The sequence below is a fragment of the Helicobacter bilis genome (assembly GCF_001999985.1).
Classification (GTDB): domain Bacteria; phylum Campylobacterota; class Campylobacteria; order Campylobacterales; family Helicobacteraceae; genus Helicobacter_A; species Helicobacter_A rappini.
In genome coordinates this window covers 2,503,701-2,528,542 of sequence record NZ_CP019645.1, presented here as the reverse complement: position 1 = coordinate 2,528,542, position 24,842 = coordinate 2,503,701, and the positions used below count along the sequence as shown (strand labels likewise).

General features: G+C 34.2%; 21 protein-coding genes and 5 tRNA genes. 11 read left to right on the top strand and 15 right to left on the bottom strand.

Features of this window, described 5'->3' with window-relative positions:
* Positions 1 to 50 precede the first annotated feature (50 nt).
* A complete protein-coding gene (locus tag XJ32_RS11200; RefSeq protein ID WP_077389827.1) occupies positions 51 to 1,583 on the bottom strand; it encodes a YifB family Mg chelatase-like AAA ATPase in 1,533 nt (510 codons plus the stop codon).
* Positions 1,584 to 1,908: 325 nt separating this feature from the next.
* On the opposite strand from XJ32_RS11200, the gene XJ32_RS11195 reads away from it, so the two are divergent.
* The 8 genes from XJ32_RS11195 to XJ32_RS11165 all read left to right on the top strand — a co-directional run bounded on the left by XJ32_RS11195 (position 1,909) and on the right by XJ32_RS11165 (position 3,941).
* Positions 1,909 to 1,993, top strand: a tRNA-Leu gene (locus XJ32_RS11195).
* A 61-nt stretch (positions 1,994 to 2,054) separates the two neighbouring features.
* A tRNA-Gly gene (locus XJ32_RS11190) sits at positions 2,055 to 2,129 on the top strand.
* Between the two features lie 31 nt (positions 2,130 to 2,160).
* Positions 2,161 to 2,331, top strand: a complete 171-nt coding sequence (locus XJ32_RS13475; RefSeq protein ID WP_437339614.1) for a hypothetical protein — start codon at positions 2,161 to 2,163, stop codon at positions 2,329 to 2,331.
* Positions 2,332 to 2,336: 5 nt separating this feature from the next.
* A complete protein-coding gene (locus XJ32_RS13470; protein WP_437339613.1) occupies positions 2,337 to 2,471 on the top strand; it encodes a TRL domain-containing protein in 135 nt (44 codons plus the stop codon).
* Between the two features lie 69 nt (positions 2,472 to 2,540).
* Positions 2,541 to 2,626, top strand: a tRNA-Leu gene (locus XJ32_RS11180).
* Positions 2,627 to 2,648: 22 nt separating this feature from the next.
* Positions 2,649 to 2,723: transfer RNA gene (locus XJ32_RS11175), tRNA-Cys, on the top strand.
* Positions 2,724 to 2,753: 30 nt separating this feature from the next.
* Positions 2,754 to 2,841, top strand: a tRNA-Ser gene (locus tag XJ32_RS11170).
* 236 nt (positions 2,842 to 3,077) lie between these two features.
* On the top strand, positions 3,078 to 3,941 hold the full coding sequence (locus tag XJ32_RS11165; RefSeq protein WP_005219923.1) for a fumarylacetoacetate hydrolase family protein: 864 nt from the start codon (positions 3,078 to 3,080) through the stop codon (positions 3,939 to 3,941).
* Between the two features lie 236 nt (positions 3,942 to 4,177).
* Here XJ32_RS11165 and leuD read toward each other — a convergent pair whose 3' ends face one another.
* Positions 4,178 to 4,669, bottom strand: coding sequence for a 3-isopropylmalate dehydratase small subunit (gene leuD / locus XJ32_RS11160; RefSeq protein WP_077389824.1), 492 nt, complete (start codon positions 4,667 to 4,669; stop codon positions 4,178 to 4,180).
* Positions 4,670 to 4,900: 231 nt separating this feature from the next.
* On the opposite strand from leuD, the gene XJ32_RS11155 reads away from it, so the two are divergent.
* The 3 genes from XJ32_RS11155 to XJ32_RS11145 all read left to right on the top strand — a co-directional run bounded on the left by XJ32_RS11155 (position 4,901) and on the right by XJ32_RS11145 (position 9,076).
* Complete coding sequence (locus tag XJ32_RS11155; RefSeq protein WP_004087200.1) at positions 4,901 to 5,224, top strand: ATP-dependent Clp protease adaptor ClpS; 324 nt, start codon at positions 4,901 to 4,903, stop codon at positions 5,222 to 5,224.
* Between the two features lie 8 nt (positions 5,225 to 5,232).
* Positions 5,233 to 7,524 carry an AAA family ATPase gene (locus tag XJ32_RS11150; RefSeq protein ID WP_077389821.1) on the top strand — a complete coding sequence of 764 codons (2,292 nt, stop codon included), beginning with the start codon at positions 5,233 to 5,235 and terminating at the stop codon, positions 7,522 to 7,524.
* Positions 7,525 to 7,639: 115 nt separating this feature from the next.
* On the top strand, positions 7,640 to 9,076 hold the full coding sequence (locus XJ32_RS11145; RefSeq protein WP_077389817.1) for a BspA family leucine-rich repeat surface protein: 1,437 nt from the start codon (positions 7,640 to 7,642) through the stop codon (positions 9,074 to 9,076).
* A gap of 140 nt (positions 9,077 to 9,216) precedes the next feature.
* Here the strand turns inward: XJ32_RS11145 and XJ32_RS13290 are convergent, their stop codons facing one another.
* The 13 genes from XJ32_RS13290 to XJ32_RS11095 all read right to left on the bottom strand — a co-directional run bounded on the left by XJ32_RS13290 (position 9,217) and on the right by XJ32_RS11095 (position 24,810).
* Complete coding sequence (locus XJ32_RS13290; protein ID WP_302475938.1) at positions 9,217 to 9,348, bottom strand: hypothetical protein; 132 nt, start codon at positions 9,346 to 9,348, stop codon at positions 9,217 to 9,219.
* The gene (locus tag XJ32_RS11140) at positions 9,335 to 9,514 is read right to left on the bottom strand and encodes a hypothetical protein (RefSeq protein WP_077389814.1); all 180 of its coding nucleotides are present in this window, start codon (positions 9,512 to 9,514) and stop codon (positions 9,335 to 9,337) included. The genes XJ32_RS13290 and XJ32_RS11140 overlap by 14 nt, the downstream gene beginning before the upstream one ends.
* 21 nt (positions 9,515 to 9,535) lie before the next feature.
* Positions 9,536 to 9,991 (bottom strand): helix-turn-helix domain-containing protein, encoded by a 456-nt coding sequence (locus XJ32_RS11135; protein ID WP_077389811.1) that lies wholly within the window; start codon positions 9,989 to 9,991, stop codon positions 9,536 to 9,538.
* Between the two features lie 103 nt (positions 9,992 to 10,094).
* On the bottom strand, positions 10,095 to 12,062 hold the full coding sequence (locus XJ32_RS11130; protein WP_077389808.1) for a hypothetical protein: 1,968 nt from the start codon (positions 12,060 to 12,062) through the stop codon (positions 10,095 to 10,097).
* 35 nt (positions 12,063 to 12,097) lie between these two features.
* A complete protein-coding gene (locus XJ32_RS11125) occupies positions 12,098 to 12,895 on the bottom strand; it encodes an enoyl-ACP reductase (RefSeq protein ID WP_005219380.1) in 798 nt (265 codons plus the stop codon).
* Positions 12,892 to 13,788 (bottom strand): 4-hydroxy-tetrahydrodipicolinate synthase, encoded by an 897-nt coding sequence (dapA, locus tag XJ32_RS11120; RefSeq protein ID WP_077389805.1) that lies wholly within the window; start codon positions 13,786 to 13,788, stop codon positions 12,892 to 12,894. Before dapA ends, XJ32_RS11125 begins: the two co-directional genes overlap by 4 nt.
* Before the next feature lie 296 nt (positions 13,789 to 14,084).
* Complete coding sequence (locus XJ32_RS11115) at positions 14,085 to 15,896, bottom strand: Na/Pi cotransporter family protein (protein ID WP_077389802.1); 1,812 nt, start codon at positions 15,894 to 15,896, stop codon at positions 14,085 to 14,087.
* A gap of 141 nt (positions 15,897 to 16,037) precedes the next feature.
* Positions 16,038 to 17,666, bottom strand: coding sequence for an McrC family protein (locus XJ32_RS11110; protein WP_077389799.1), 1,629 nt, complete (start codon positions 17,664 to 17,666; stop codon positions 16,038 to 16,040).
* 9 nt (positions 17,667 to 17,675) lie between these two features.
* Positions 17,676 to 19,811 (bottom strand): McrB family protein, encoded by a 2,136-nt coding sequence (locus tag XJ32_RS13085; RefSeq protein WP_254422386.1) that lies wholly within the window; start codon positions 19,809 to 19,811, stop codon positions 17,676 to 17,678.
* Between the two features lie 256 nt (positions 19,812 to 20,067).
* On the bottom strand, positions 20,068 to 20,196 hold the full coding sequence (locus tag XJ32_RS13285; protein WP_281650394.1) for a hypothetical protein: 129 nt from the start codon (positions 20,194 to 20,196) through the stop codon (positions 20,068 to 20,070).
* A gap of 40 nt (positions 20,197 to 20,236) precedes the next feature.
* Positions 20,237 to 20,314, bottom strand: coding sequence for a hypothetical protein (locus tag XJ32_RS13465; RefSeq protein WP_437339624.1), 78 nt, complete (start codon positions 20,312 to 20,314; stop codon positions 20,237 to 20,239).
* A gap of 52 nt (positions 20,315 to 20,366) precedes the next feature.
* Positions 20,367 to 22,913 (bottom strand): DEAD/DEAH box helicase family protein, encoded by a 2,547-nt coding sequence (locus XJ32_RS11100; RefSeq protein ID WP_077389796.1) that lies wholly within the window; start codon positions 22,911 to 22,913, stop codon positions 20,367 to 20,369.
* Positions 22,906 to 24,810 (bottom strand): site-specific DNA-methyltransferase, encoded by a 1,905-nt coding sequence (locus XJ32_RS11095; RefSeq protein WP_077389793.1) that lies wholly within the window; start codon positions 24,808 to 24,810, stop codon positions 22,906 to 22,908. The genes XJ32_RS11100 and XJ32_RS11095 overlap by 8 nt, the downstream gene beginning before the upstream one ends.
* Positions 24,811 to 24,842: the final 32 nt, after the last annotated feature.

The window sequence follows — 24,842 nt, the reverse complement described above, 5'->3', positions numbered from 1 at the left end:
TAACACAAAGCTAAGGATAATAGGCAAATATCACATATCACTAGAATCACTCACACCTTACGATAGCTTAGGGCTTCTAAAATATGCTCTTTTTGTATGTTATTAGAATCTTGCATATCAGCAAGGGTTCTAGCGACTTTTCTTATTTTTTGTTCGCCTCGATAGCTTAGATTAAACCTTGCTTTTGCTTGGTCTAAAAGATTCTTGCACTCTAGGCTAAGCGGGCAGTATTGCTCCACTTGCAAAGGCGATAGCTTACCATTAAAGATAATATTTCCTTTTGTATCCATTTGCCCTCGCTCAACTTGGCGTTTAAATACGCTAAAGACAATTTTTTGCATATCTTTAGATTCTATAACGCCAGTTTGTTTTGGTGTATCTATATGCTCTTGCATTTGTATATAAAGGTCTATTCTGTCTAAAAATGGCTCACTTAGATTATTTCGATAACTTCTAATTTCAGAATCCTTGCATCGACACTCTTTTGTGGGTGAGAGTAGATTCCCACACGGGCAGGGGTTCATCGCACCGATAAAGAGAAATGAAGTATCATATATCACCTTTGAATGCACCCTTGAGATAGCCAACTGATTATTCTCAAGTGGCTCTCGCAAAGATTCTAAAATATCCCTTTTGAAATAGGGCAATTCATCAAAAAATATAATGCCATTATGTGCTAGGGCGATCTCGCCCGGATTTACTTTAAGATGTGTTGCACTGCCTAGAATACTAGCTTTTGATGCGCTTTGATGGGGCGATCGAAAATTCCTTATAGGCTTATAACATAGTGTTTGCTCATTATATGCTTGTAGTTTTACACTCTCTATCATCTCTTTTAGACTAAGTGGTGGAAGAATGTATTGCATACGCTTTGCGATCATGCTTTTACCACAGCCCGGACTCCCCTCAAACAAGATATTATGGAATCCACACGCAGCAATCAATGCCGCTTTGACCGCTCTTTCCTGACTTTTCACATCAGCAAAATCTAGCTCAAAAGAAGTGTTATAATAAAATGGCATATCATTAATCTTAAAGGATTTAAACTCAAAATCACTACTTGTGTCTGCTTGTGCTATATTCCCCCTTAGAATCTCAAGTGCCTCTAATATATCACTAGCAAAATACATAGATAGATTTGGAATCTTGCTATAAAGCACCCTTGCCTCACTTGGTAGAATCACCTTTGCGTTTGGCTTTTGCAGGGAAATATCAAGTAGCATAGGATAGATTAAAGGCACATTTTTTATCACACCAGATAGCCCTAACTCACCAAAGGCAAACCATGAATCAAGCACAATACTCTCTTTACTCGCAGCTATCAAAAGTGCGATGGGTAAGTCAAAATGGCTGCCATTTTTTGGTAAATCTGAAGGTGAGAGATTGATGGTTAGCTTTAGCGGTGGAAAATCTATGGAGAGATTAGCAAGTGCGCTTGTAACGCGGTGTTGAGATTCCTTAATAGAGCTTGAAGCAAGCCCTGTGATATTAAAGGTAGGTAATCCACGCGTAAAAGTCGCCTCAACTTCAATGATTTTAGAATTTAGTCCATCTTGTGTCGCACAATATATTCTATTTACCATGTTTTTCTTACCACTATTTTTGAAACAATGTTTGGATTATAGCATAAGTCCTATGAAAAGAGAGATGATTTGTAACGCAAAGTCGTCTCAATAGTCTTTTATGTAAGACCGACACAGCTTATCAGCCCAATATGACTTTATGCTTAATCTTTCATATTATTTTCAGAGTCAAACATAAATTCGTGTTTTCTACGCATGATATATTTAAAAAATTTATACTCACACAAAAAGAAGTGTTAATCTTATTCCGCATTAAAATCAAATAATTACTAGAAATTTTATTTTATTTTAAGTTTATTGCGGTATAATCTCACTTTGTTTTTATGCGGAAGTGGCGAAATTGGCAGACGCACTAGACTTAGGATCTAGCGCCGCAAGGCATGGAGGTTCGATTCCTCTCTTCCGCACCATTTTACATTTTTTTGTAAAATATCGTTTTTTATGTTATAATTCTTCACTCTCATTTGTTTTGCGGGAATAGCTCAGTGGTAGAGCACAACCTTGCCAAGGTTGGGGCCGCGGGTTCGATCCCCGTTTCCCGCTCCATTTTTGTTGATTTTTTTGTAAGGATAAGATGATGAAAAAAGGGTTGTTAGTTGCTTCTTTATTAGCTGGTTCGTTGTTGATTAGTGGTTGTGCTGCACCATATCCTATGGGTTCTTTATATACAGGCGTAAAACAAGGTGTTGGTGGTGATAGTGCTAAGTATTCTAAAGAGGGCGCACAGCTACATGCACAAGCATTTTAAGTCTTGTGGCTTTGGGTGATTGTTCGGTAGAGGCTGCCGCTAAAGCTGGTGGTATCACTGATATCAAGCTTATAGATCAAGAGGCTAAAAATTATCTTGGTCTGTATGGTCAATACACCACTATCGTAAAGGGTAACTAATATACCCCATTATTATTTGAAAATATGACTAAAGAGTCTATGATGGTTTTTATCATCATAGACTTGTTTGCCCAGGTGGTGGAAATGGTAGACACAAGGGACTTAAAATCCCTCGGACCTAGTCCGTACCGGTTCAAGTCCGGTCTTGGGCACCACTTTTGTATGTATGAGATAATCGGCGACATAGCCAAGTGGTAAGGCATGAGCCTGCAAAGCTTTGATTCCTCGGTTCGAATCCGAGTGTCGCCTCCATAAAAAGTGTTTGCTAGGTTTTAGAATATGCGGGAGATGGCTGAGTGGTCGAAAGCGGCGGTCTTGAAAACCGTTGAGGGTCACACCTCCGGGGGTTCGAATCCCTCTCTCCCGGCCATTTTTTGTTAGATCTTAATAAAATCATTATAACTGCGATACTTTATGATTCTAGCTATCCTCTCTCCATTTTTTTCATGATTTAGCAGTTTTCTTGTAAATAATTAATAACAAATATTTGAATATATTGTGTCTGCATTCGCACACAAGAAATTCCAAAAAGACTTGACTATACAATAATACTACTCACTTATATGCTATCATTAAAAGTATGCAATGATCATAAAAGGATAAAGAATGGAATTACATGGTAAGCTTGTAAGATTCTTAGATAAAGGCATTGAATTTTTGGGAATCTTATGTGAGAATGATACAATGGTTATGCCACTTGATATAAGCAATAATATGAACGATTTTATCGTGCATTATGACAGCTTCAAGCAATATCTAAATAAGCCAAATCCACTCATACCACTTAGCGATATAACGCTACTCGCACCTATTAAAACGCCAATGCAAGATGTTATCTGTCTTGGCATTAATTACATGGAACACGCAGTAGAATCTATGCGTTTTAAGAATGAAGCATTCGATGGCAAACGCGAAGAGGCAGTCTATTTTAGCAAACGCATTAATGAATGCAACGCACCAAATGGTGATTTTTTCATCACAAATAATACAAGTCAGCTAGATTATGAAGTAGAACTTGTGGTAATCATCGGCAAGGATTGTCGCCATGCAACAAGAGAAAATGCACTCGATTTTGTATTTGGATACACGATAGGCAATGATATTTCCGCAAGGGATTTGCAACAAAAGCATAAGCAGTGGTATGCGGGTAAAAGTTTAGAGGGTGCATTTCCTATGGGTCCATGTATTGTTTTGCGTGATGATTTGGATATTACAAACCTTGATATTAAAAGTTATGTGAATGGTGAGTTGCGGCAAAATAGCAATACTTCTAAGCTAATTTTTGATGTACCACATGTCATTGCTGAATTATCCTCATATTTTACACTAAAGGCGGGTAGTATCATATCTATGGGGACTCCAAGTGGCGTTGGCATGGGATTTACACCACCTAAGTTTTTAAAAGCAGGCGATGAAGTCGTATGTGAAATACAAGGTATTGGGACTTTGAAAACAAATATTAAGAAATAGAGTTAAGATTTCATAAAAGCACCAAGAGAAAACGCTGTCTATACCACATGAATCTCAAATAAAATCATGTGATGTTTATTCTTGATGCTTGTTTTAACATGTTTCACAAATGATGGAAACAAATTAAAAGCATCAAATACCCAATCTCTTTTCAAAATTTTTCTAAGAAATTTTCTAAAGACGCTTCGTTTTGTGAGTCGTGAGGTTTTTATGCTTAGTAAAAATAAATACACAACCTACCTCTTATTTTTCGCTATCCAGTTCAAATACCCATTTGCATTGATAATCTCTTGTATAAAAGGCGGAAAGGGCGTTGTGCTAAAGCTTTTTTGGCTTTTAGATTCTATAATCTCACCTTTATCAAAGTCAATGCTTACCTTATCGCCATCTTGCAGGAAGTCTGCTATCTCTTCAGATTCAATAATCGCTAAGCCGATATTAATGGCATTGCGATAAAAGATTCTAGCAAAGCTTTTTGCGATAATGCAGCTTATCCCACTTGCCTTAATCGCAATAGGTGCGTGTTCCCTGCTACTCCCGCAGCCAAAGTTCCACCCACCAACCATAATATCGCCATTCTTTACCTTTTTCACAAAATCCTTATCAATATCTTCCATACAATGACTTGCAAGCTCCCTATGGTCTGCGGTGTTGAGATACCTTGCAGGAATAATCACATCAGTATCTACATTATCGCCATATTTATGGATAAATCCTTGTGCTTTCATCGCTTTTCCTTTTAATGTGCGTATGTTTCATGTTTTATATTCTTTACATTTCTAACATTTTATCCTAAAAATTCAAAAAAACATAAATTTATGTTTTATAATGTTATATAACTTGCATTTAATATCGCAATTTACGCTCAATATAATCATTTAAAATATAAAAATAATTGCAAAAACTAAGTGAATTTTTGATAAAATAAAGCTTCGTTGAATCAACAAGTGGAGTTTATAATGCCAGATAATAAATATGAATATTCAGATTCTGCTAATTTTGAAACATTGCATGAGGTAGAGATAGCCCAGCCTAGAATGCAAGAGATTATCCTGCTTAATGATGATTATACAAGCGTTGATTTTGTTATTACCTTGCTTATGCGTGTGTTTAATAAAAGTATGCTTGATGCACAGACTATTACGCAGTTTGTGCATAACACAGGCGAGGGAAGTTGTGGCGTATATCCCTATGATATTGCGGAGCTAAAGTTTAGCATGGCGACAAATTTTATACGAGATAGCGGTATGCCATTGCGACTTGTTTTGCGTGATGTTATGTAGGGGTTAAAATGGGTGAGCTAAATTCGACTTTATCAAACATTTTTCAAAAAACACTTCATTTTGTAGAAGATATGCGACACGATGTCTTAACGATTGAGCATGCTTTTTATGTCATGCTTGATAATCCTTTAGGTAGAGAACTCGTTGAGGCAACTGGGGCAAATACAAAGATTTTAATGGATTCTCTTAATGCGTATTTAGAAAAGCATATACCAAAGGGAAGAGCCCTAAAAGAATTAGAAGCACCACACCAAACACCAGCCTTTATGCGTGTATTTGATCACATGATTTCACATGCAAAAAACGCACAAAAGGCTAGTGTTGGAATTGGTGATTTTTTTGTGGCTCTTATGCAAGAAGAGGATTGCTATTGTGCGAGATTATTAAAAGCACAAGGCATTCAAATAGAAGATGTAATGCGTATTGTGGTAGATTTTGATGAGCATGTCTCTAGGGAAAAGGCAAAAGATTCTCAAAGTCAGCTTGAAAAATACGCAAAAAATCTTAATCAATTAGCCATTGAAGGCAAGATTGACCCGCTTATAGGCAGAGATTTAGAGATCAATCAAATCGCACAAGTGCTATGCCGTCGCAAGAAAAATAACCCTATGTTAATAGGTGAGGCTGGAGTTGGCAAAAGTGCCATTGTAGAGGGCTTAGCATTGCGTATCGTAGAGAGAAGTGTGCCTGCAAAATTGCTTAACAATGTAATCTATGCGGTTGATGTAAGCTCTGTTGTGGCAGGGACAAAGTATCGTGGCGAGTTTGAAACGCGTATTAAAAAGATTCTAGCTGAAGTGGAGAAAGATAAGAATATCATTATTTTCTTTGATGAGATTCACATGATTGTTGGTGCTGGGCAGTCAAATAGTGGTGGCATGGATTTTTCAAATCTTTTAAAGCCTATGCTTGCTAGTGGGAGACTGCGTTGTATTGGTGCGACTACAAGTCATGATTATAAAAACTCATTTGATAAAGATAAGGCATTAGCACGCCGCTTTACACAGATAAAAGTCGAAGAGCCAAGTGAAGATGAATGCCTATTAATCCTTGAGAAAATCGCACCGCTTTATGAAAAGTTTCATAATGTAACTTATGAAAATGAAGCGATAAAAGCCTGTGTGAGCCTATCAAGCAAGTATATCACAGAGAGACATTTGCCCGATAAAGCCATAGATTTAATGGATGAGGCTGGAGCAAAGGCACAATTAAATGAATTTTTACACAATAATGAGAGAAAAAGTGAGACTTTAGAGAAGCTAACAAAAACAAAGAAAACAAAAAAAGATTCCAAAACACAGCATAAGATCATCACCAAAGAACATATTGAATCTCTTATGGCTTCAATCACAAACATTCCAAAATCAACGATTAATGCCGATGAAAGTATGCTATTAAAGAATCTAGAATCAAAACTTAAAAAACGCATTTTTTCTCAAGATAAAGCGATTGAAAAAATTGTAGAAAAAATAAAGATTAATAAGGCTGGTTTGGGTGAATTGCACCGCCCAATTGCAAGCTTTCTCTTCACTGGTCCTTCTGGTGTTGGCAAGACTGAGTTAAGCAAGGAATTAGCAAAAATACTTGGCATTAAATTTGAGCGAATCGATATGAGTGAATACGCAGAATCTCATAGCATTAGTAAGCTAATTGGCTCGCCTGCAGGATATGTGGGCTATGAAGAAGGCGGGCTTTTAATCAATAAGATTCGCATAAATCCACATTGTGTATTATTGCTTGATGAGATTGAAAAGGCACATAGCGATGTGTATAATATTTTGTTGCAAATCATGGATTCTGCGACATTAACGGATAATCAAAACAATAAAGCTGACTTTAAAAATGTAATTTTGATTATGACAAGTAATGCAGGGAGTAAAGAGGGCAACTCTGTGGGCTTCCTTGATACAAGTGAGCATAGAGTTAGCATGGCGATTAAGGATACTTTTAGCCCAGAGTTTCGCAGTAGGCTTGATGCGATTATCCCCTTTATGCCACTTGGTGTGAATGAACTGCAAAAAATCGCACAAAAATATATCACTGATTTAAACGAAACACTGAAAGAAAAGCATATTACGCTAAAGCTTAGCACAAAAGCCGCACAATTTATAGCACAACAATCTATTGATAAGGCACTTGGGGCAAGGGAGATTAAAAAAACTATAGATTCTGCTATTAAGCTTCCTTTAAGCAATGCTATGCTATTTGGAGAACTGCGTAAAGGCGGAGTAGCCCATATTAATGTAAAAAATAATACCCTTGTGTTTGATATACAAAAACAAAGGCAAGAGATTATCTAAAAAAGATTCTTATACATGTAGTAAGTGGCGTGTATTAGGGAATCTAACCTATGGTTGTATAAGGCTGGAGAGTGGGTTGGTATGATTTTAGAATCTATGGTGTAAAGGAAATCTTATGCGTTCTATTTTGATTGCGACATTATTGTGTTACTATATTGCTATTTTAGGTTGTGTGAAAACTGCAACAACAGACATTAAAGAAGCCGATAGTAAAGCCACCCTAAATACAAAACAAGATTCCAAAACTCATTCAAAGTCAAACTCAAATGAAATGGATTCTAAAAATAGTATAAATAAAAATGACAAGAATACACAAAGCAATACAGAATCTAACGCAACACAAGACACAAGCACAAAATCTAAGCTAAAAGATACACGAGAAAAGCTAGATGCTAAATCAGATTCTAAACCAAAAACTACAAAAAATCTTTACTCACCACAAACAAAAAACGAGCTAAAAGCCCTTGTGGATAATAATACCATAAAGCTAGGCGACATTGATACAAGTGCGATTACAGACATGAGTGCGTTGTTTAAAAACTCGATGCGGAGAGATTTTAGCGGTATAGAATCTTGGAATGTCAAAAATGTTACCAATATGTATGCAATGTTTGATCATGCAAAGTATTTCAACCATGATATTTCTAAATGGAATGTAGAAAATGTTACAAATATGGACTTTATGTTTGCTGATGCCATGCGGTTTAATCAGGATATTTCACGATGGAATGTAGCTAAAGTTGAAAGTATGAATAATATGTTTGCAAGAGCTAAAGCTTTTAATCAGCCTTTAGAATCTTGGAATGTAGCAAATGTGCGTTATATGAATGCCATGTTTTTTGAAGCAGAAAGTTTTAACCAAAGTCTAAATAAATGGGATACAAGAAATGTTGAAAGTATGCGTGAGATGTTTTATGGTGCAAAGTCTTTTAATGGTGCTTTAGAATCTCTTAATGTGGCAAATGTCATCAATATGAATGCCATGTTTGCTTTTGCTACTTCTTTTAATCAAAATATTAACGCTTGGAATGTAAGCAAAGTAAAATATATGGAAAATATGTTTGAAAATGCGATAAGCTTTAATCAACCCCTAAATTCTTGGAATGTAGGTAGAGTGGAAAGTATGTTTGCTATGTTTAAAAATGCAAAAGAGTTTAATCAGCCCCTAGAATCATGGAGTGTATCAAAAGTGCGTGAAATGCGATCTATGTTTGAAGGGGCATTGAAATTTAATCAAAGCTTAAATACATGGAATGTAAGCCATGTAACAAGCATGAGTGCTATGTTTAAAAATGCAAAAGAGTTTAATCAGCCCTTAAATAAATGGAATCTTGCTGATGTGTGGAATACTAGCGAAATGTTTAGAAATGCAACTTCTTTTAATCAAGAGTTAAGATTCTGGAGTATGCACAATGTAAGATATATGGATAGAATGTTTGAGAGTGCTACAAGCTTTAATCAAGACTTAGATTACTGGGAGATGAATGCTAAAAGCAAAATAGATATGTTTAAAGATTCTGGTATGGAAAAGCTCCCTAAGTGGTATAAGTGATAACAGCAAATTTTGCATATAAAAAACATACACAAGTAAGCTAAAATTGACTTGAAGCACCATTTTATTGCTATTGTTATAGAAAGGGTGAATTTATAGATTTGAGATTAAACTCCGCCTAAGTTACAACTATAAAAAGTCTATATCCAGTCTAAAAGGATATTATTTGCACCAGCCTCTGTGATTAACTCTCTTAGTTTGGCAAGTCTTTCTTCCCCATCTTCAAAAAATCTAGCATGTGTTTCACAGGCGATATAGTCAATTTTTTTCAATAGTGATAGTTACCAATCCACCATGATGATCGCCCATATAGCTTGTATTTAGGACTAATTTCTCTAGCTTATCGCTTAAGTTATAATTAGAATTCATTTGACTAACGCCGATATTTTTAAAGTTTTTGATTACCAAAACTCTTTGCTGTGTTTCTTTCTTTGCCATAATATGCTCCTTATAATAAAATTAAAGTTTTAAACCAAGACTTTCATAAAGCTTTAAAAGTGGTTGTAAAAACGCCCTGCTTTCATCGCTCAATGTGTCTTTCTCTAAAAGTTCATAACATGAAATAAAATAGCCAAGTAAGTCATCAAAGCGATTAGATTCTAAAAGCAGGGTAATGAAGGCATCTTTTTGTGCGTTGCCTGTGATTGCTACCTTGTTCTGAAAATCTTTCTCTTTAAGTCTTAAGATATTTTGCGTGATATAGATAAACACATTTTTCGCGTTGATAAACTCATTTTGCGTAATATAGTTAAACAATGCGATATAACTAGAATCTAGATTTTCTAACGCATTTGTCTCATAAGATTCTATATGCTTATAGAGTGTAGGGCGTGATATATCTAGCATGTTTGCTAAATCTACAATCTTTATGCCTAACTCCCGCAGGCGATCTCTTAATGTGCTATTTTTATCCATATTATGTCCTTTATGTTTGAAATCTTAGCACGCTTTACATATATTGTCAATATAAATGTAAAATATTTTTACAAAAATAGTAAAAACTTTACATTATTAGCTATCAAGGTTTATTACAATCTGTTTGTATCCATGTAGATTCTATCTCGTTATAGTCTTGTTGTAGGCAAAAATTTAGGCTTTGCTTATCCAAGAGATTTTTGAAAAGTCGTTCATACATGAGTGGATATTGCTGCTTTTTGTGATAGAGAGAATCTATTTGCGTGCTATGTGTAAGGGCTTCATGCCTTAGATATTGAAAATACTCATATTTATGATAAAAAAGTGCTAAAAAATAGAATATAAATATACATAAAGTTGCAAATAAAAGCATTTTTAGGAATGAACGCATACTATAAAATGCCCTTGCATAAAAGTGAATATAAGCTGGTTTTGTGCGGATATACTCTAGTGCGAGTAGCCGCAAACATTCTTTCAAAGGCATGTCAAATAGGGTCGCAATGTCCTTAAAATCTAGCAATAAATCCGCCTTACCGCTAAAATCACAATAAAAAATCTCACCAAAATCCTCAATCAATGAGTAATAATTCTGCAAGGCTTCTGTGCGGTCTAGCACAATGCTTATGGTTAAAAAGCCCTGTGCGTAATGGCATAAGGCATGTTTGCTAGAATCTTGAAAAATGATGGTGTAGCGTTTTAAATGCGGGTAGAGTGTGAAAAGCGATGAAAACATTTCAAGTGGGTTTAAGCATAGAATCTTGCCTGAATACTTTAGGGCATAAGATTCTAGAACTTCGCTCTTTATCGCAAAAAGCTGAAAGTTAAAATGTGTTTTGTTTTGATTCTGTAAGAAATATTTGCATTCATGATTGTAGGGTATTAATCCATTGCTTTTTGCTTTTAGTGGCACGATGGAATCTAGCACATTTGGGCTTTTTAACTCGCTTTTTTCAATGTCAATATTGCTTGCTTCTAATGAGTTTAGCGGCAGGATTGTATAATACATTCGCATACTTTTCTTGCGGTGAAATGTATTTGCTAATGTGTGTGGCTTTGTGTGATTGCTATTTAATTGATCTAATGTGATATAGGGCTTTTTTAGGGCGTGGAGTAAGGGGGTTAGATTTGCTTGAGTTAGATTCTGTGTGGAATGGATTGTATCTTTTGTGTTGGGATTTTTATTTGTTGTTTGTGTGGAGTATAAATTTCGTGTTAAATCTGCTTGGGGCTGGGAGTTTAGGGCATGATTTTTGGAATCTAGGTTTTGTGCTACTTGTGCGGATACTGGACTTTGTGGCATAGATTTTATAGAATCTAGATTTTGTTTATTGTCATTTTGAGCGTTAAGCAAAAAATCTGTTTTAGATTCTATATTAGATGTTTCGCTACGCTCAACATAACAAGGTGGTTTAGAATCTAGATTCTGTGCTGAATTTGGGTGGGCTGCGGGGTTTAGGGCGTAATTTTTAGAATCTAGATTCCGTTGTAGCTCTATGCTAGATACTTCCCTTTCGCTTTGCTCAAGGTCAATATGACAAGCTGTCGTATTGAAATCTAGATTCTGTGTTGATTTACTTATGGAATCTTGCGATTTGCTGACACTAAGGCTAGGTTTTAGATTTTCCCTATTTTGCACCACTACACCCCGCACCCAACCATTTGGATTAAACTCTAAATTCTCTGTTGTTTGCGTGATAGTTGTATTCTGTAATGTGGAATGTATAGAATCTAAACTTTCATTATTATTTAAATTAGCACTAAATCTTAAGTCGTAATTGCTAGATTCTAACTTCTCATTATTATCCTTAGAATCACTTAAGCCTTCTAAACTCATGCTAGATTCTAGACCTGTTTCATTTTGTGCTACATAAGGCTGGATAGATTCTATAGTGTCTCTCTCCTTATTGTAGGCAGTATTACATGCAGATTTTTTATTTGGTGTAGAATTATTAGCATCTAAAGAAGTCTTTAAATGCGGATATAAGTCAATGTAAGTATAAGTAGCAATATGCGTATGCCAAAAATCCTTAAATGCCCTATACTTGCGTATAATTGCATTCAATACCTGCATTATGCACCCAAAATACACACTTTAAAACTTCAATCTTACACGAAAGTTGTGCCACCATCAATGACGATTGTCTGCCCTGTTAGCCAAGAGCTTTGCGTATTATCACAAAGGAAGAATGCAGCCCCCGCTAAGTCATTTGGCGTTCCCATTCTTTTTAATGGACTTTGTTCTTCAACCTTTGCTTTTACCTCATCATAGTCCGGAAAAGCTTTTAGTGCGTCTGTGTCAATAGGTCCGCCACTCACTGCATTTACGCGGATATTAAACTCGCCTAAATCTTGTGCGGCGTATTTTACCATTGTTTCTACTGCATTTTTAGAGTTGCCATGCCCTGCATAGTTTGGCATATAGACAAGATTCCCTGTGGAGCTAAGTGTTACAATATTTCCACCGCCTACTTTTTGCATACGCTTAACCGCCTCCTGTGCGCCAACGACAAAGGCTAACACGGTTGCTGTGTAAATATTATTTAACCCCTTAGGCTTTAAACGCATAAATGGTGCAAACCCACCAACAACACTTCGTCCATAAATAATAGCATTTGATATAAAGAAATCCACTCTATCAAAATCTTTATCAATCTGCTCAAATAGCCCTACATACTGCTCTGGCTCTAATACATTTAGCGGATAATATCTTGCTTTGATTTGATACTTAGATTCTAAATCTTGTGCGATTTTTTGCGCTTCCTCTTCATTCTTATTATAAGTAAAAGCTACATTTACACCTTCTCGTGCAAAGCGATAAAGAATAGCCTTGCCGATACCCCGAGTAGCACCACTTATAACTAGAGTCTTGCCTTTCATGTATTCACTTGTCAGTTGTTCTTTCATTTTTGCACCTCATAATGTTGTAAAGTTTTCTCAAGCAACGCTTTGCATTCCTTGCTTGGCTCACACAATGGCAGTCGATATTCTAAAGTAGGGATAAGCCCCTGCAAAAACATCGCCGCTTTGATAGGGATAGGATTGCTCTCAAAAAACAAAGCTTTATTTATACCATAAAGTTTATTAGAAATAGCTAAACTCTCATCATTTTTTTGCTCTATTGCAAAATGACAAAGGTTAGCAATATCTTGTGGGAAAATATTGCCCGTTACTGATACAACGCCACTTCCACCACTGCATAAAATCCCATAATTAAGTGCATCATCACCACTTAAAACATGGAATCTCTTCTGTGAATCAGCCTCTTGCATATTCATAAGCGAATACACTTTATCAAGCATACCGCTTGCTTCCTTAATTGCATATATATTTTTCACTGATTTAAAAAGCCTTATCGCTGTTTCTACCTCGATATTACAGCCTGTGCGTGATGGGACATTATAAAGCATAATAGGTATATTTACAGAATCTGCTATTGCCTTATAGTGCCTGTAAATGCCCTCTTGCGTGGGCTTATTGTAATATGGGGCAACTGATAATATAGCATCTGCCCCGCATTTCTCTGCAAATTGCGCTAACTCAATGGCTTCAGTCGTATTATTGCTCCCAGCCCCTGCTAATACCTTTATGCCTGTGCCTCTACATGTTTGCACGGCAATTTCTATACACTCTTTATGTTCGCTATGACTCATAGTCGCACTCTCGCCTGTCGTGCCTGCTGGCACACATGCGTCCATACCATATTTGATTTGTCGCTTGATAAGATACTCGTAAGTCTGCGTGTCTATTTTTCCATTCTTAAATGGGGTGATTAATGCACTCATCGCACCTAATGGCATATATTCCTCACTTTTCATAGGCAAATAGTCGTTATGATACCTAAAAAATGTTAGAGTTTTGTATATTTTTACTTTTTCTTTATTTTGTATTAGCTTGTGTAAAAGTGGAATTAAAAAAAATCGAATCCACATTGCTTTAAATGTGAGTTTAGAAGTAAATATATGAAATTTTATGAACAATAAAGCAAAATTGCAAAAAGATAGCAAAACATGGAATTAAGTGTAAGAAACCATAGTGATAAATCAAACTAGAGAATCTGCAAAAAATAAGCGTCTAAAGCAACACTTATTAGCCCCTAATCCTGCATGTTTGCTTTGCCAACTGCCTTGATATTTGACATGCCATAGATATGATTTGCCGCACTAATGAGTTCTTTTGCTATATTGTGAATAAATGATAAATCATTCAAAAGCGAAGTGCCATTAGCTGCGTTAATCGCATTTTCTTGTATCAGTTTTTCTACGACATTAAAGGCATCTTTATCCTGTTGTTTAAAAAACTTCTTTTGTTTTTTAAGGTCATCTTTTAGGGCTTCCAGACTTTCTTTTGGTGCGTGTTTAATCTCTTCAATCATACGCAAAAGCTGTCCTAACTCCAAACGCATATCATCATATTCTTTTTGCAATGCGGGGTTATTGCCTGTTGCATGTTTTTTCATGTTTGCTTGTAATAAACCGATATTTTTGGTTGCTTCTGCGATTTTCCTTGAGGCAATCTGTAATGCTACAATGCGTTCAACATATTGCGTTTCATTTGCAAAAGTTTGTAACTTTGTGGAAAAGTCCATAATCGCATTAAACAATACTTTAATTTGCGTATTATAAAGCTCAGTAACATTAAAGGTTTGTTTAAACCAATCTTTATTGTTCTTTATCTCATCAAACTCTTTTGTAGAGCGAATGTCTGCCCTAGAGAATCCTATCGTATGAGAAATAATCGCAAAAGCATTATCATAGAGATGCTTGACTTCATTATCAAGTGCTTCAAGCGCAGTATCTTTATATGGCAATATGCTATCATTAATAAATAAAGGCACACTTTCACCTGTATTGTGTCCTTTTAAAGTTTTAGTGAGAAAATTAGCAATCTTTGGTATAAATGCGATAAGCAATATCACACCAAAAAGGTTAAAAAGTGTATGAAATACAGCGAGTCTAAGAATAGAATCTTGCCCCAAACCAATAGCATCAGAAATCGCATTATTTATCATCACAAAGTAGTTAAAAAACACTGCGACAATAAACACGGTCGTAAAGTTAAAAATACAATTTGCAACCGCTAATCTTCTCCCCTCAATATTTGTGCTAAGTGAAGCTACAAGGGCAGTTACCACCCCACCAACACTTGTGCCAAGCACCGCAGCTAAAGCCTGCTCATAACCTATCTGCTGCTCAAAATATGCGGTAATAATGATCGCAAGTGTAGCATGTGAGCTTTGGATAATAGAAGTAATCAATGCGCCGATAAAAAGGAAGCCAAGCACTGCCTTATAGCCTTCAAGCTCATATTGAGATAAGTCCATAACATCTTTAAAGCCCTCAAAACCAGCCTTAATATAAAACACGCCCAAGAAAAAGAAGCCAAGCCCCGCTAGAATCTTGCCTACACCTTTATAAAGTAAATTCCCCTGAAAACTAAAAAGCAAACCACCAACAATAAGCGGCAGGGCAAGTGATGAAATGCTGATCGAAGATGCCCCAGCGATAAGCCATGAACCAGTCGTATTGCCAAGATTTGCCCCAAACATCACGCCAATACCCTGTATCAAAGTGATTAAAGAGGCACTCACAAATGAGATAGATAAAACTGACACAAGGCTTGATGACTGCATAAGCGTGGTAACAATCGTGCCAAATATTACGCTGCGAAGTGATGTCTTTGTGGAATTTGTAAGCGTCTTTTCCAAAAATCCACCAGAAAATGCCTTAAACCCATCGCCTAGAAAAAGCATACCAAAAAGCAAAATAGCAACCCCGGCACACAATTTCCCAAGCTGCTCATTCACTGACAACGCATAGATTACAATAATCACCATTATAGTTATAGAATATTGTCGTATTAAAGATTGAAACCTAGCCAACATAGCCACACCACCATAGTTTAACATTACACATAGTCATAAAGTTGTCATTATATCGAATTTTTTGTAATTATTGCTTGAATTTTTTATGAGTTTGCATTGTGTTTAGAATTTAAAGTTCGTTTTTTGTGATTGTTTGTTTATCTTGTGGAAATTATCGTTATCCCATCACAGCAACGGAGCAAAAGCAAGGGATATAGAAATGCTAGATTCTGGCATAGCATCTTTATTTTGATTAGAATCTAGCTTTATAAAATCTTTACTGGATTCTGCATTAGTTTCTAAACTTGCTTTAAAAATCCATTTTTTATCTTTCCATAACTTTTCTATGTCTTTTGTTTTATCACATTGTGGATATATAAGCACTACGCTAACTTTTTTAGATTCTAAGCGATACTTACTCGCATACGCCCACATTTGATAGAGATCGCTTTGTGAGATTCCATACTTTTTCTCATCAAGGCTAGAATCTGGGATTTTCCACTTGGTATCCACAATGATAATTCTATCCTTACCACGCATTACAATATCAGGCTTTAAGCAAAATATATTATTTTTATTCTCATCTTGTAGTAGATATTTTCTACTCTCTTGTGTTTTTACTTTAAAGTCTTTCGCACATTTTTTGAGCCAAAAACTCACAAAAGTTTCAAAAAGCTTCTCCATAGGAAATAAAAATGCGATCGCCTTATCACTTCCAACATAAGGGCTAAAAGCTTTTTGTCCCAAAAATACCTTGCACCATAATAAAATCACTTCATATTCTTTAGCCCTATTCATATTATTACATTGTATAAAATCAGATTCTACATTCTCGCTTGGGTTAATATCAGCAAAGATAAACCGCATAAAATCTAGCTTTGTTTGTGTGCTAGGGCTAAGATTTAGGCACGCTAGAATCTCAAGGCTTGATTTTATCAAGCGGTTTGGGGCTATATCTTGTGTGTATTCATCGCTACTTGTGAAAAATCTCTCTTTATGGATAAGGTTTTGCGTGATGTGTCCTTTAAACTCTAGCTTTCCTTTAAGGAATGCCCTATTTTGTGCTATACAAAGATAATCGCTTTTTAACCCGGCTTTTATGAGTCGCTCACATTCATCTAAAAACATACGCACAAAAATTTCTACAAGTGGGAGTTTAAGCGTATGAAGATTGGCAAAACTATTTTGCTTAAAAGGTGTGTCTTTAAGTGTAGCAAGGCAATTTAATAGAATCATTTTAGCTTCACAAACATTACAAAGCTTTTTACTTTCTTTGTTGTTAGGGGGATTTTCATTAGATTCTATCTTACTAGATTCCATATTGTTTGATTGTGAGTTATTTTGTGCAGATTCTCTATGAGTAATATTCTCACTCAAATACTCAAAAGCTTTTTTAATCCTTTCTTTTTCAAAGCGGATTTTACATTCGCATTTTTTAGAATCTTGTATTTTTTCACCATTAAAAGTCTTAGGCAAAATCTCTATACAAAAGCCACTTTTAGTTTGTATTGTGCCGACATAGTTTTTAGCTTTGAGTGCGTGCTTTGTTTTATAGGCTAGAAAGTCGCTGTGCTTTTCATCACTAGCAAAGTCTTTTAGCTCATTAAAAATCTTTTGTGCTTTTTGCTTGGAATCTTCTATCTTACAAGTTTCTAAAGTCTTGTTATATTGAGTGCGTAAGTGCGAAATATCTCTTTTAGATTCCATATTAGATATTTCGCTACGCTCAATATGACAACTTGTTGTAGAATCTAAAATCTTTTGTATATCTTCTACTCCAAAGCTTTGATATTCAGCGATATAAAGTGTAGGCACAGATTCGCCTTAGCTAGATTCTGTGTTATCTGGGCTTGGATTTTTCTTAGCATTATTATCATAGATTTTTTGGAAGTTCCACCACTTCCACTGACTAGAATCTGTGATTTTCCATACTCTTTTATCAATATCCACAAAATCATCACTTAAAGAAATTTCCATATCACGCATTGTTTTAGATTCTAGCATTCCATTATCATTTAGCACCGCATTTATCTTGGCATAATCATCATAAAAATACTCTTGTAAAAGCGGTAGAATCTTGTTTTTAAACACAGCTTTTAAATCATTAAGATTTTTTACATCTATAAAAAATGCGTGTCCTATTGTTCGCTCTCTATCAAGCAAAAATTCTATGCGGTTATTCATTGCTTTTAAAAGCTCTTTTAAGTCTATTTCTCCATCATCACAAGAGATTTTTTCTAGCTCACTAGGATTTGGCATCATCTCTATAAACTCAAACCGCCTACGCAGTGCGGTATCAAGCAATGCGATACTTCTATCAGCAGTATTCATCGTGCCGATAATGTAGAGATTATTTGGCACACTAAAAGGCTCTTGGCTATAGGGCAGCGTAACTTCAAGGGCTTCTTTTTTGCCTTTGCGTTTGCTAGGCTCAAGCAAGGTAATAAGCTCTCCTAAAATCTTAGAAATATTCCCACGATTGATTTCATCAATGATTAGGACATAAGGTTTTTTAATGCGTTCTAAGATCTGTATTGGTTTAATGCGTGTGAGTTCATAGGTGGTTTGCTGTGTAAGTGCTGTATTTCCATTTAAGGCATAAATGTCAATCCTATCATCTAAAGTATTAAGCCACCTTACTTTTCTAAAGCGTTTAAAATGATCTGTGCTGCGATTGCTTAATTTCACTCCTTCATCTCCTTTTACCTCACCCGATATGACACCAACTAAGCTAATTGTTTTATTATCATACAATACACACACTATGTCATTAACATTCATCGCAAAAAAATTCGGCACACTTGTTTTATCATCTATATTATCAAAACCTATTCGTATTACTCCGCTATCAAAACAATGTTTTTGTAGTTCCTCTGCTTCGCCCCTACTCTTTTCCCCAAGAGACATTTTCCACACTTTTGTTTTGTAGGTTATTTTTACCCCCTTAATTTGTGCTTCTTTGCACATACTCTTAAAGATTCCATCTCTAATCTCATATTCCATTTTTTCGCTTATTTGACTCTCATCATTTTCGCCACTAAGTCGCGGTCTAATCCCCTCTACAAAATCCTCATATCCATAGCTTTGATGAAAGGTTACAAAGCCAATTTGTCCTTGCTCCATAAACTTATCAAACAATGCCTTTTTCTTGTCTCGCTCACTCATTGTGCCTATATCAAATGGTAAGTCCTTAAGCTTCTCTAAAACTTTCTCATTAAGCTCAAACTTTTTCTCACTTTCATTCCATTCTACATAACCTAAAATCTCCAATGCCTTATCAATGGTATGATAAGTTTTCCCCGTCCCCGGCGGTCCATAAAGGATTTGATTGAGTGGGATAGATTCTGTTTGTTGGGCTTGTGGTTGCGATATATCATTACCACTTATTTGTGGATTGATAGCGATAAAATCATTTAGACTAAATGTGTTAAAATAATTCATTGCTTCTAAAAAATCATTTATAATTCTTTCCCAATCTAATGAATCAGCAGGATAAACATAAGAATATCTCTCCAATGCTCCACTTTGCTCCATATCATTCACCGCCCTACATCTTGCTACTTCAATCCCGCCATCATCTGGAAAGCCAAACTTCAAAACAAAATGTGGATCGTTCTCAAAGTATCCCTGATAGGCAATAAAAAGATAAACACCATTTCGCACTGAAAATTTTTCAGTATTAATAAAACCAGCCCTTACAATATCCTTACGCACAAATGCTATCCAGCTATGCGGATTTAAAAAACCTCCCATACTACCAATACCAACAGAATATGTGTAGCTTCCATTTAAAAAATCCAATAAATTTTTAATGTTTTGCGATGTTGTCCCCTTACTGCTAATTTTATCAAATCGTATCTTTATATCGCGTGTAAGGCACTCATCGACCTGCTTTTTTAGCTCTCTTAAAGCATTTTGAAACAATTCTCGCTCTTCTTTACTCCACTCAATTTTATCCACTTCACACCTCGATTTGTTAAACATAACTTAAATATTCTTACCCCTTAAAAGATATCACCATTATACTCAACATATTATAACTTTATATTTAAATTTTTAAACTCTTATATAGGCTTGCTTAGTTAAGTCTTCTATGTATTGCGTTTGCTTTTCCGTTGAAATGCTTTTTGTATCTTCACTTAGCCATAAAAGAGATTTTATTTTGTTATGAAGTGCAAGCTGCAACGCTATTTGAATGCTTAAGAAAGATTTGCTTTTACCACCCCATTACCACTAAAATCATTCCATTTTCACAAAGTGGCACAACATATTGGCATAAAAAGCTTTGCTCTTGAATTGCAACCTTACTCATTGGCTCTATTGAGTGTTGAATGTATTTAAACATGGAATCCTATCTACTTGCAATTTTATATTTTAATCAATCATTAATTAAATAATTTTATGCGAAAATATTCTGCCATTGTTAAATGTCCTTCACTTGCAAGTTTCTCTAATTCATTAATCTCATCTTGCGTGCAATAGAATGTATAGGTTTTATCGCGTTTATTGGCAATCTTATTTCTGCTTATTTAAAAACCCATCAAATTCATCAATAAATGTTTGATTTTTGCTTATATCTTTATTTATAAAAAATGGTAAAGATTCTAATGTCAATATTTGATTTGTATCTGTGTCAAGCTTTTTGCCCTTTAGCATTGCTAGAAAATCCTCTTTCCAACCATCTTTAGGGGCTAAATGCTCTCCCTTTGTCTCCATAAAACATTGAATACTTAAAAACTTATCATTCCTTTCACTCAATTTTTTGCCAAAGAAAATAAAATCAGGCTCAAAGCCCATTCCATAAGTTACTTCATTTACGCGATTATCATAAATTTTAAATTCTTTAAATCCCTCATTTCTTATAATAAACCATTGAGAAAACATCTTATCAATATCATCTTTTCTGCTCTCTATAAATTCCAAAAATTCTCTTTCTAGCTTACTATCATAGCAAAATGTCTTATGATATAGCCAAGTGAATCTAGAATCTTCAAAATTATCATCATTTTTAAAGATTATTCTATCGCCTATATTAAATTTATGAGACTGAAACTCACTTACTTCATATTCGTGCTTGATACTTTGCTTTAAGGATTTAAAATTTTCCAAAATATACTTTGCTATTTCAATATTATTTTCCATATTAAATGTTTGTTTCTTTGAAAAGCATACATATATTTTTTTTAAATAATTTTCTATAAAATCCCTTTTGCTTTTAAAGTCAAGATTCTTATTAATTTCTTTAAAACTAAGCCCTAACATATTCATTGCTTTAAGAAAATATTTAGTATCTATAATAGTTTCAAGTGTTGAAGAGTTTTGTAAATCATATTCTTCTTTCACAATCTCAAATTTCTCTTCACTTTCTTTTATAGAGTTTGAAAAAAGTGGAATTTGCAGTCCTTTTATTTTCTGCTCTATCTCAGCTCTTGTCATAGAGAAAAGTTGTAAATCCCCTCTTCTAATCCTTTTATTATTGGCATAATAAATTTTGTTATCATCAATAATAGGCTTTATCTTTTCATTGACAATTAAATCTACACGCCTTTTTTCTTCTTCAAATAACAAGCCTTGCTTATTCATACTTTCATTAAGGTTCTTAATAAATGCGACATCATTAATGGTATGATAGCTTAGTCTCTCTAATGCGTTTAGCTCATTATCTAAGTCGTTATCATATTTTCTTATATAAACAGAATCACTATCAAACTCAAATGAGTGGTCTTTAAAAGGATAATATCTAGCACCTCTTCCTATGAGTTGCACTTCCTTAGTCGTAATAGCCTTACTAGCTTTATTACTACCAAGTCTAACTATATCAAAAAGGTTTAGCACATCCCAACCCTCATTGAGTTTATCTACTGAAAAAATCACTCTTATTTCATTGCTTGTATCCTCCAAAGTATTTAATAATACTTGATTTTTTTCAAGCTCTTTTTCATCATTTGTATTTAATATATACAATGATTTAAAATTATTCTTTAAAAAGTTGATAATGCTATTTGCATACGACAAACCATATTCTTTTTTAAAAAATTCTAAGCTTTTATGTAAAAGCTCACTCTCTTTATCAATATTTTCATAAAAGCTACTTATTTGAGAAGCTTCTAAATTTTCTAAAAAATTTATAAAAAACTTTTGATTTTGCTTTGATTCATTTATAGATTCACTTTTATACATTATTACAGGTTTTAGTATGATATTATGCTTTTGTGCGAGTAGCTCTCTATAAAGACTTGTTAGCATACTGCCTAAGATTCTATACTCTAAAGTTTCATTGTTATATTTTGTTAGAAATATCCGTTTAGAATAGCCGTCTTTGCAAAACTCTTTTAAAGCATATTCATAAATTATTTTATTTGTATATTTTTCTAAAACATTAGCCTCTTGTGGTATTGTAGCACTAAATTCAAATAATAAATTTTCTTTATTGCTTTCATAAGCCTTTGTTATGATTGTCTCCCAACCCTCTTTATTTTCTTTTTCACTTTTACTTTTAGTATCGCTATTTAAATGATGTGCTTCATCAGCTAATAACACAATCTTTTTATCCACTAAATCACTAAAGCTTAAAGAATTTTCCCTTTCTGTTTTAAATAAAGAGAATAGAGCCTGTATGGTCGTAAAATGTATATTGATACATTCATTTTTACTTTCACTTAGATTATTAATAATATTAATCTCTACATTTTCAGAATCTATATTGATACTCTCTTTAAAAAGGTATTTACTTGAATATTTATCAGCAAAATTCGCCTTAGTTTTTTCCAATATAGAATTAGAATTTACAAAGAAAATAAAATCTCTATATCCCCTTTTATAGCAATCAAGTATTAAAGCAGCCATTATCAGCGTTTTCCCACTGCCTGTTGCCATATTAAACATTAAATGATTTTGTTTTATAGAATCTACATTAGCATAATAATATTTCAGTGCTTTTTCTTGGTAGATTCTTAGCTCTTTAGATAAATTTTCTTTGATATACAAAGGTATCTCTATATCTTCCAGCCCTCTTTTTCCAAACTCTTCTAGTAAGGTCTCATATAACTTTTTATTAAACATTATCATCACCATAAAATATTTTATTAAGTTCTATAACTTCGCTAGATATTGCATAATCCTTATCTTCTATATCCCCATATAGCACATAGTCCATATTAGAATCTAAAATGTCTAGCAAAACTTCTTTTTTCTCTTGTAAATCTAATTCTTTAAACTCTTTATCTTTTAAAATACTATCTAAATCTATACGATAATCCAAAAAAGCTTTAGATTCTAAATCTTTGTAAATAGAATCTAGCGTTTTTTCATCATTTATATTTTTTATTCTCTCTTTATATATTGCATTTAAAGGCATAAGCTCTGCATAAATAAAGCTCCCACCTCCTTGCCAATCTACCGCCTTACTAATTCCCCCTTGCTCTCCATTTATCACCTTTTTAAGCCGCTCTTTTGTGATAGATTCTATATACTCCATTTGCTCTATCCCTATAAATCGCCTTTTCATCTTATGGGCTACCGCTAAAGTCGTCCCGCTTCCAGCAAAAAAGTCCATTACTAAGTCGTTTTCTTGTGTGGATATTTCTATAATGCGTTTTAAAAACTTTTCACTTTTTGGATAGTTAAAAACTTTATCATTAAAAATTTCTTTAATTTCAAGTGAGCCTATTTCAGTTCTTGCAATATCACTTGTTATAACAGAATAAGGTAATTTGCCTTTATCATCTTGTCTATAATTTTTTTTATGCAAAACATATTCGTTATTAACCTTTCTAATAATAAGCTTATGTTTCTCGTTTAACATTTTTTCTTTACTCCAAGTCCAACGCCCTAAGACCCCTTTTGTTTGATATGGAATAATTTTAATTAAATTTTTAACATTTTTTGCTTCGCTATCAATGTAAATTTTATCTTTTATCTCATCATAATAAACAGGAAAATGTAGCGATGGCACATCTTCTTTTTTGCCACCTTGCCCACGCTTCCATAATCGTTCGCTATAATAAAATCCATATTTATCTTTTTCTTTATATTTTTCTTTTAATTCTTGCTCGGTATTTGCAATGTTAAATAAAGTTAAATTGCTTTTATTTTTGGCATATGCTAAACAATAGTTGTGTTGTTGTGCTACAAAAACGGAACTTTGTGTTCCTGCTGGTGCTACTATACAAGCAAAATTACAAACAAAATTCTCCCTCCCAAATATCTCATCACATAGCACTTTTAAATATGCCTGTTCGTTGTCATCGCATTGTATAAATATCACGCCATCATCTCTTAGAAAATCTCTTGCAATTTCAAGGCGATTTTTCATAAAGGTAAGCCAAGTGGAGTGATTGAAGTTGTCATTATAGTTAAAGCTATCGCTGGTTGTATTATAGGGCGGGTCAATGTATATGAGCTTTACTTTATTTGCAAACTTCTTTTTTAAAGAGTGTAGAGCTAAAAGGTTATTGCCTTTGATTAAGAGATTAGCATTGTTAAGATTTTCTTTTAAATCCCCTTGCCCTATAAACTCAAAATTTTGCAAAGCTTTTCTAGCAAACAACACATCTATTTCATCTTTTGCTAGAATCTCATTGAAAAATATCTCATTCTTTTTATCCTCATCTTTACTTTGTCCGCCTTTTATCACGCCATCTTTGTAAGCAAAGTTTAGCACGACTTCATTATTTGTTTTTAAAAAGCTTTTTGTTTTAAATCCTAGTCCTATTTTATTTGTATAACTTGTGAAGCTACCGCTTAAATTTCTAAGGTCTAAAAAGGTCAAAAAGTCATTAAGCTTAAAAATATAAGTGTTATTTCGCACAATAAAAAATCTATTCTTAAACTCATCTTTATATGTGCTTTGCTCTAAAAGATAACAAAACAATTTTTCATCATAGCTTTGTGCTAAATTTCTAATATGCTTTAAAGTTTCAAAGCGATTTTCTAAATCTTGTAATAATTCATTTTTCATAACTTCTCCTGCTTGTAGTGTTATTTATAGAA

What these genes read in the sequence shown, in the direction of transcription:
- XJ32_RS13285 (WP_281650394.1), bottom strand. Translation starts at nt 20,196, where the DNA reads ATGTTTAAATACATTCAACACTCAATAGAGCCAATGAGTAAGGTTGCA.
- XJ32_RS11130 (WP_077389808.1), bottom strand. Translation starts at nt 12,062, where the DNA reads ATGCAGGTATTGAATGCAATTATACGCAAGTATAGGGCATTTAAGGAT.
- XJ32_RS11145 (WP_077389817.1), top strand. Translation starts at nt 7,640, where the DNA reads ATGCGTTCTATTTTGATTGCGACATTATTGTGTTACTATATTGCTATT.
- XJ32_RS11095 (WP_077389793.1), bottom strand. Translation starts at nt 24,810, where the DNA reads ATGAAAAATGAATTATTACAAGATTTAGAAAATCGCTTTGAAACTTTA.
- XJ32_RS11200 (WP_077389827.1), bottom strand. Translation starts at nt 1,583, where the DNA reads ATGGTAAATAGAATATATTGTGCGACACAAGATGGACTAAATTCTAAA.
- XJ32_RS11155 (WP_004087200.1), top strand. Translation starts at nt 4,901, where the DNA reads ATGCCAGATAATAAATATGAATATTCAGATTCTGCTAATTTTGAAACA.
- XJ32_RS11135 (WP_077389811.1), bottom strand. Translation starts at nt 9,991, where the DNA reads ATGGATAAAAATAGCACATTAAGAGATCGCCTGCGGGAGTTAGGCATA.
- leuD (WP_077389824.1), bottom strand. Translation starts at nt 4,669, where the DNA reads ATGAAAGCACAAGGATTTATCCATAAATATGGCGATAATGTAGATACT.
- XJ32_RS11140 (WP_077389814.1), bottom strand. Translation starts at nt 9,514, where the DNA reads ATGGCAAAGAAAGAAACACAGCAAAGAGTTTTGGTAATCAAAAACTTT.
- XJ32_RS11100 (WP_077389796.1), bottom strand. Translation starts at nt 22,913, where the DNA reads ATGTTTAATAAAAAGTTATATGAGACCTTACTAGAAGAGTTTGGAAAA.
- dapA (WP_077389805.1), bottom strand. Translation starts at nt 13,788, where the DNA reads ATGCCATTAGGTGCGATGAGTGCATTAATCACCCCATTTAAGAATGGA.
- XJ32_RS13475 (WP_437339614.1), top strand. Translation starts at nt 2,161, where the DNA reads ATGAAAAAAGGGTTGTTAGTTGCTTCTTTATTAGCTGGTTCGTTGTTG.
- XJ32_RS11150 (WP_077389821.1), top strand. Translation starts at nt 5,233, where the DNA reads ATGGGTGAGCTAAATTCGACTTTATCAAACATTTTTCAAAAAACACTT.
- XJ32_RS11125 (WP_005219380.1), bottom strand. Translation starts at nt 12,895, where the DNA reads ATGAAAGAACAACTGACAAGTGAATACATGAAAGGCAAGACTCTAGTT.
- XJ32_RS11115 (WP_077389802.1), bottom strand. Translation starts at nt 15,896, where the DNA reads ATGTTAAACTATGGTGGTGTGGCTATGTTGGCTAGGTTTCAATCTTTA.
- XJ32_RS11165 (WP_005219923.1), top strand. Translation starts at nt 3,078, where the DNA reads ATGGAATTACATGGTAAGCTTGTAAGATTCTTAGATAAAGGCATTGAA.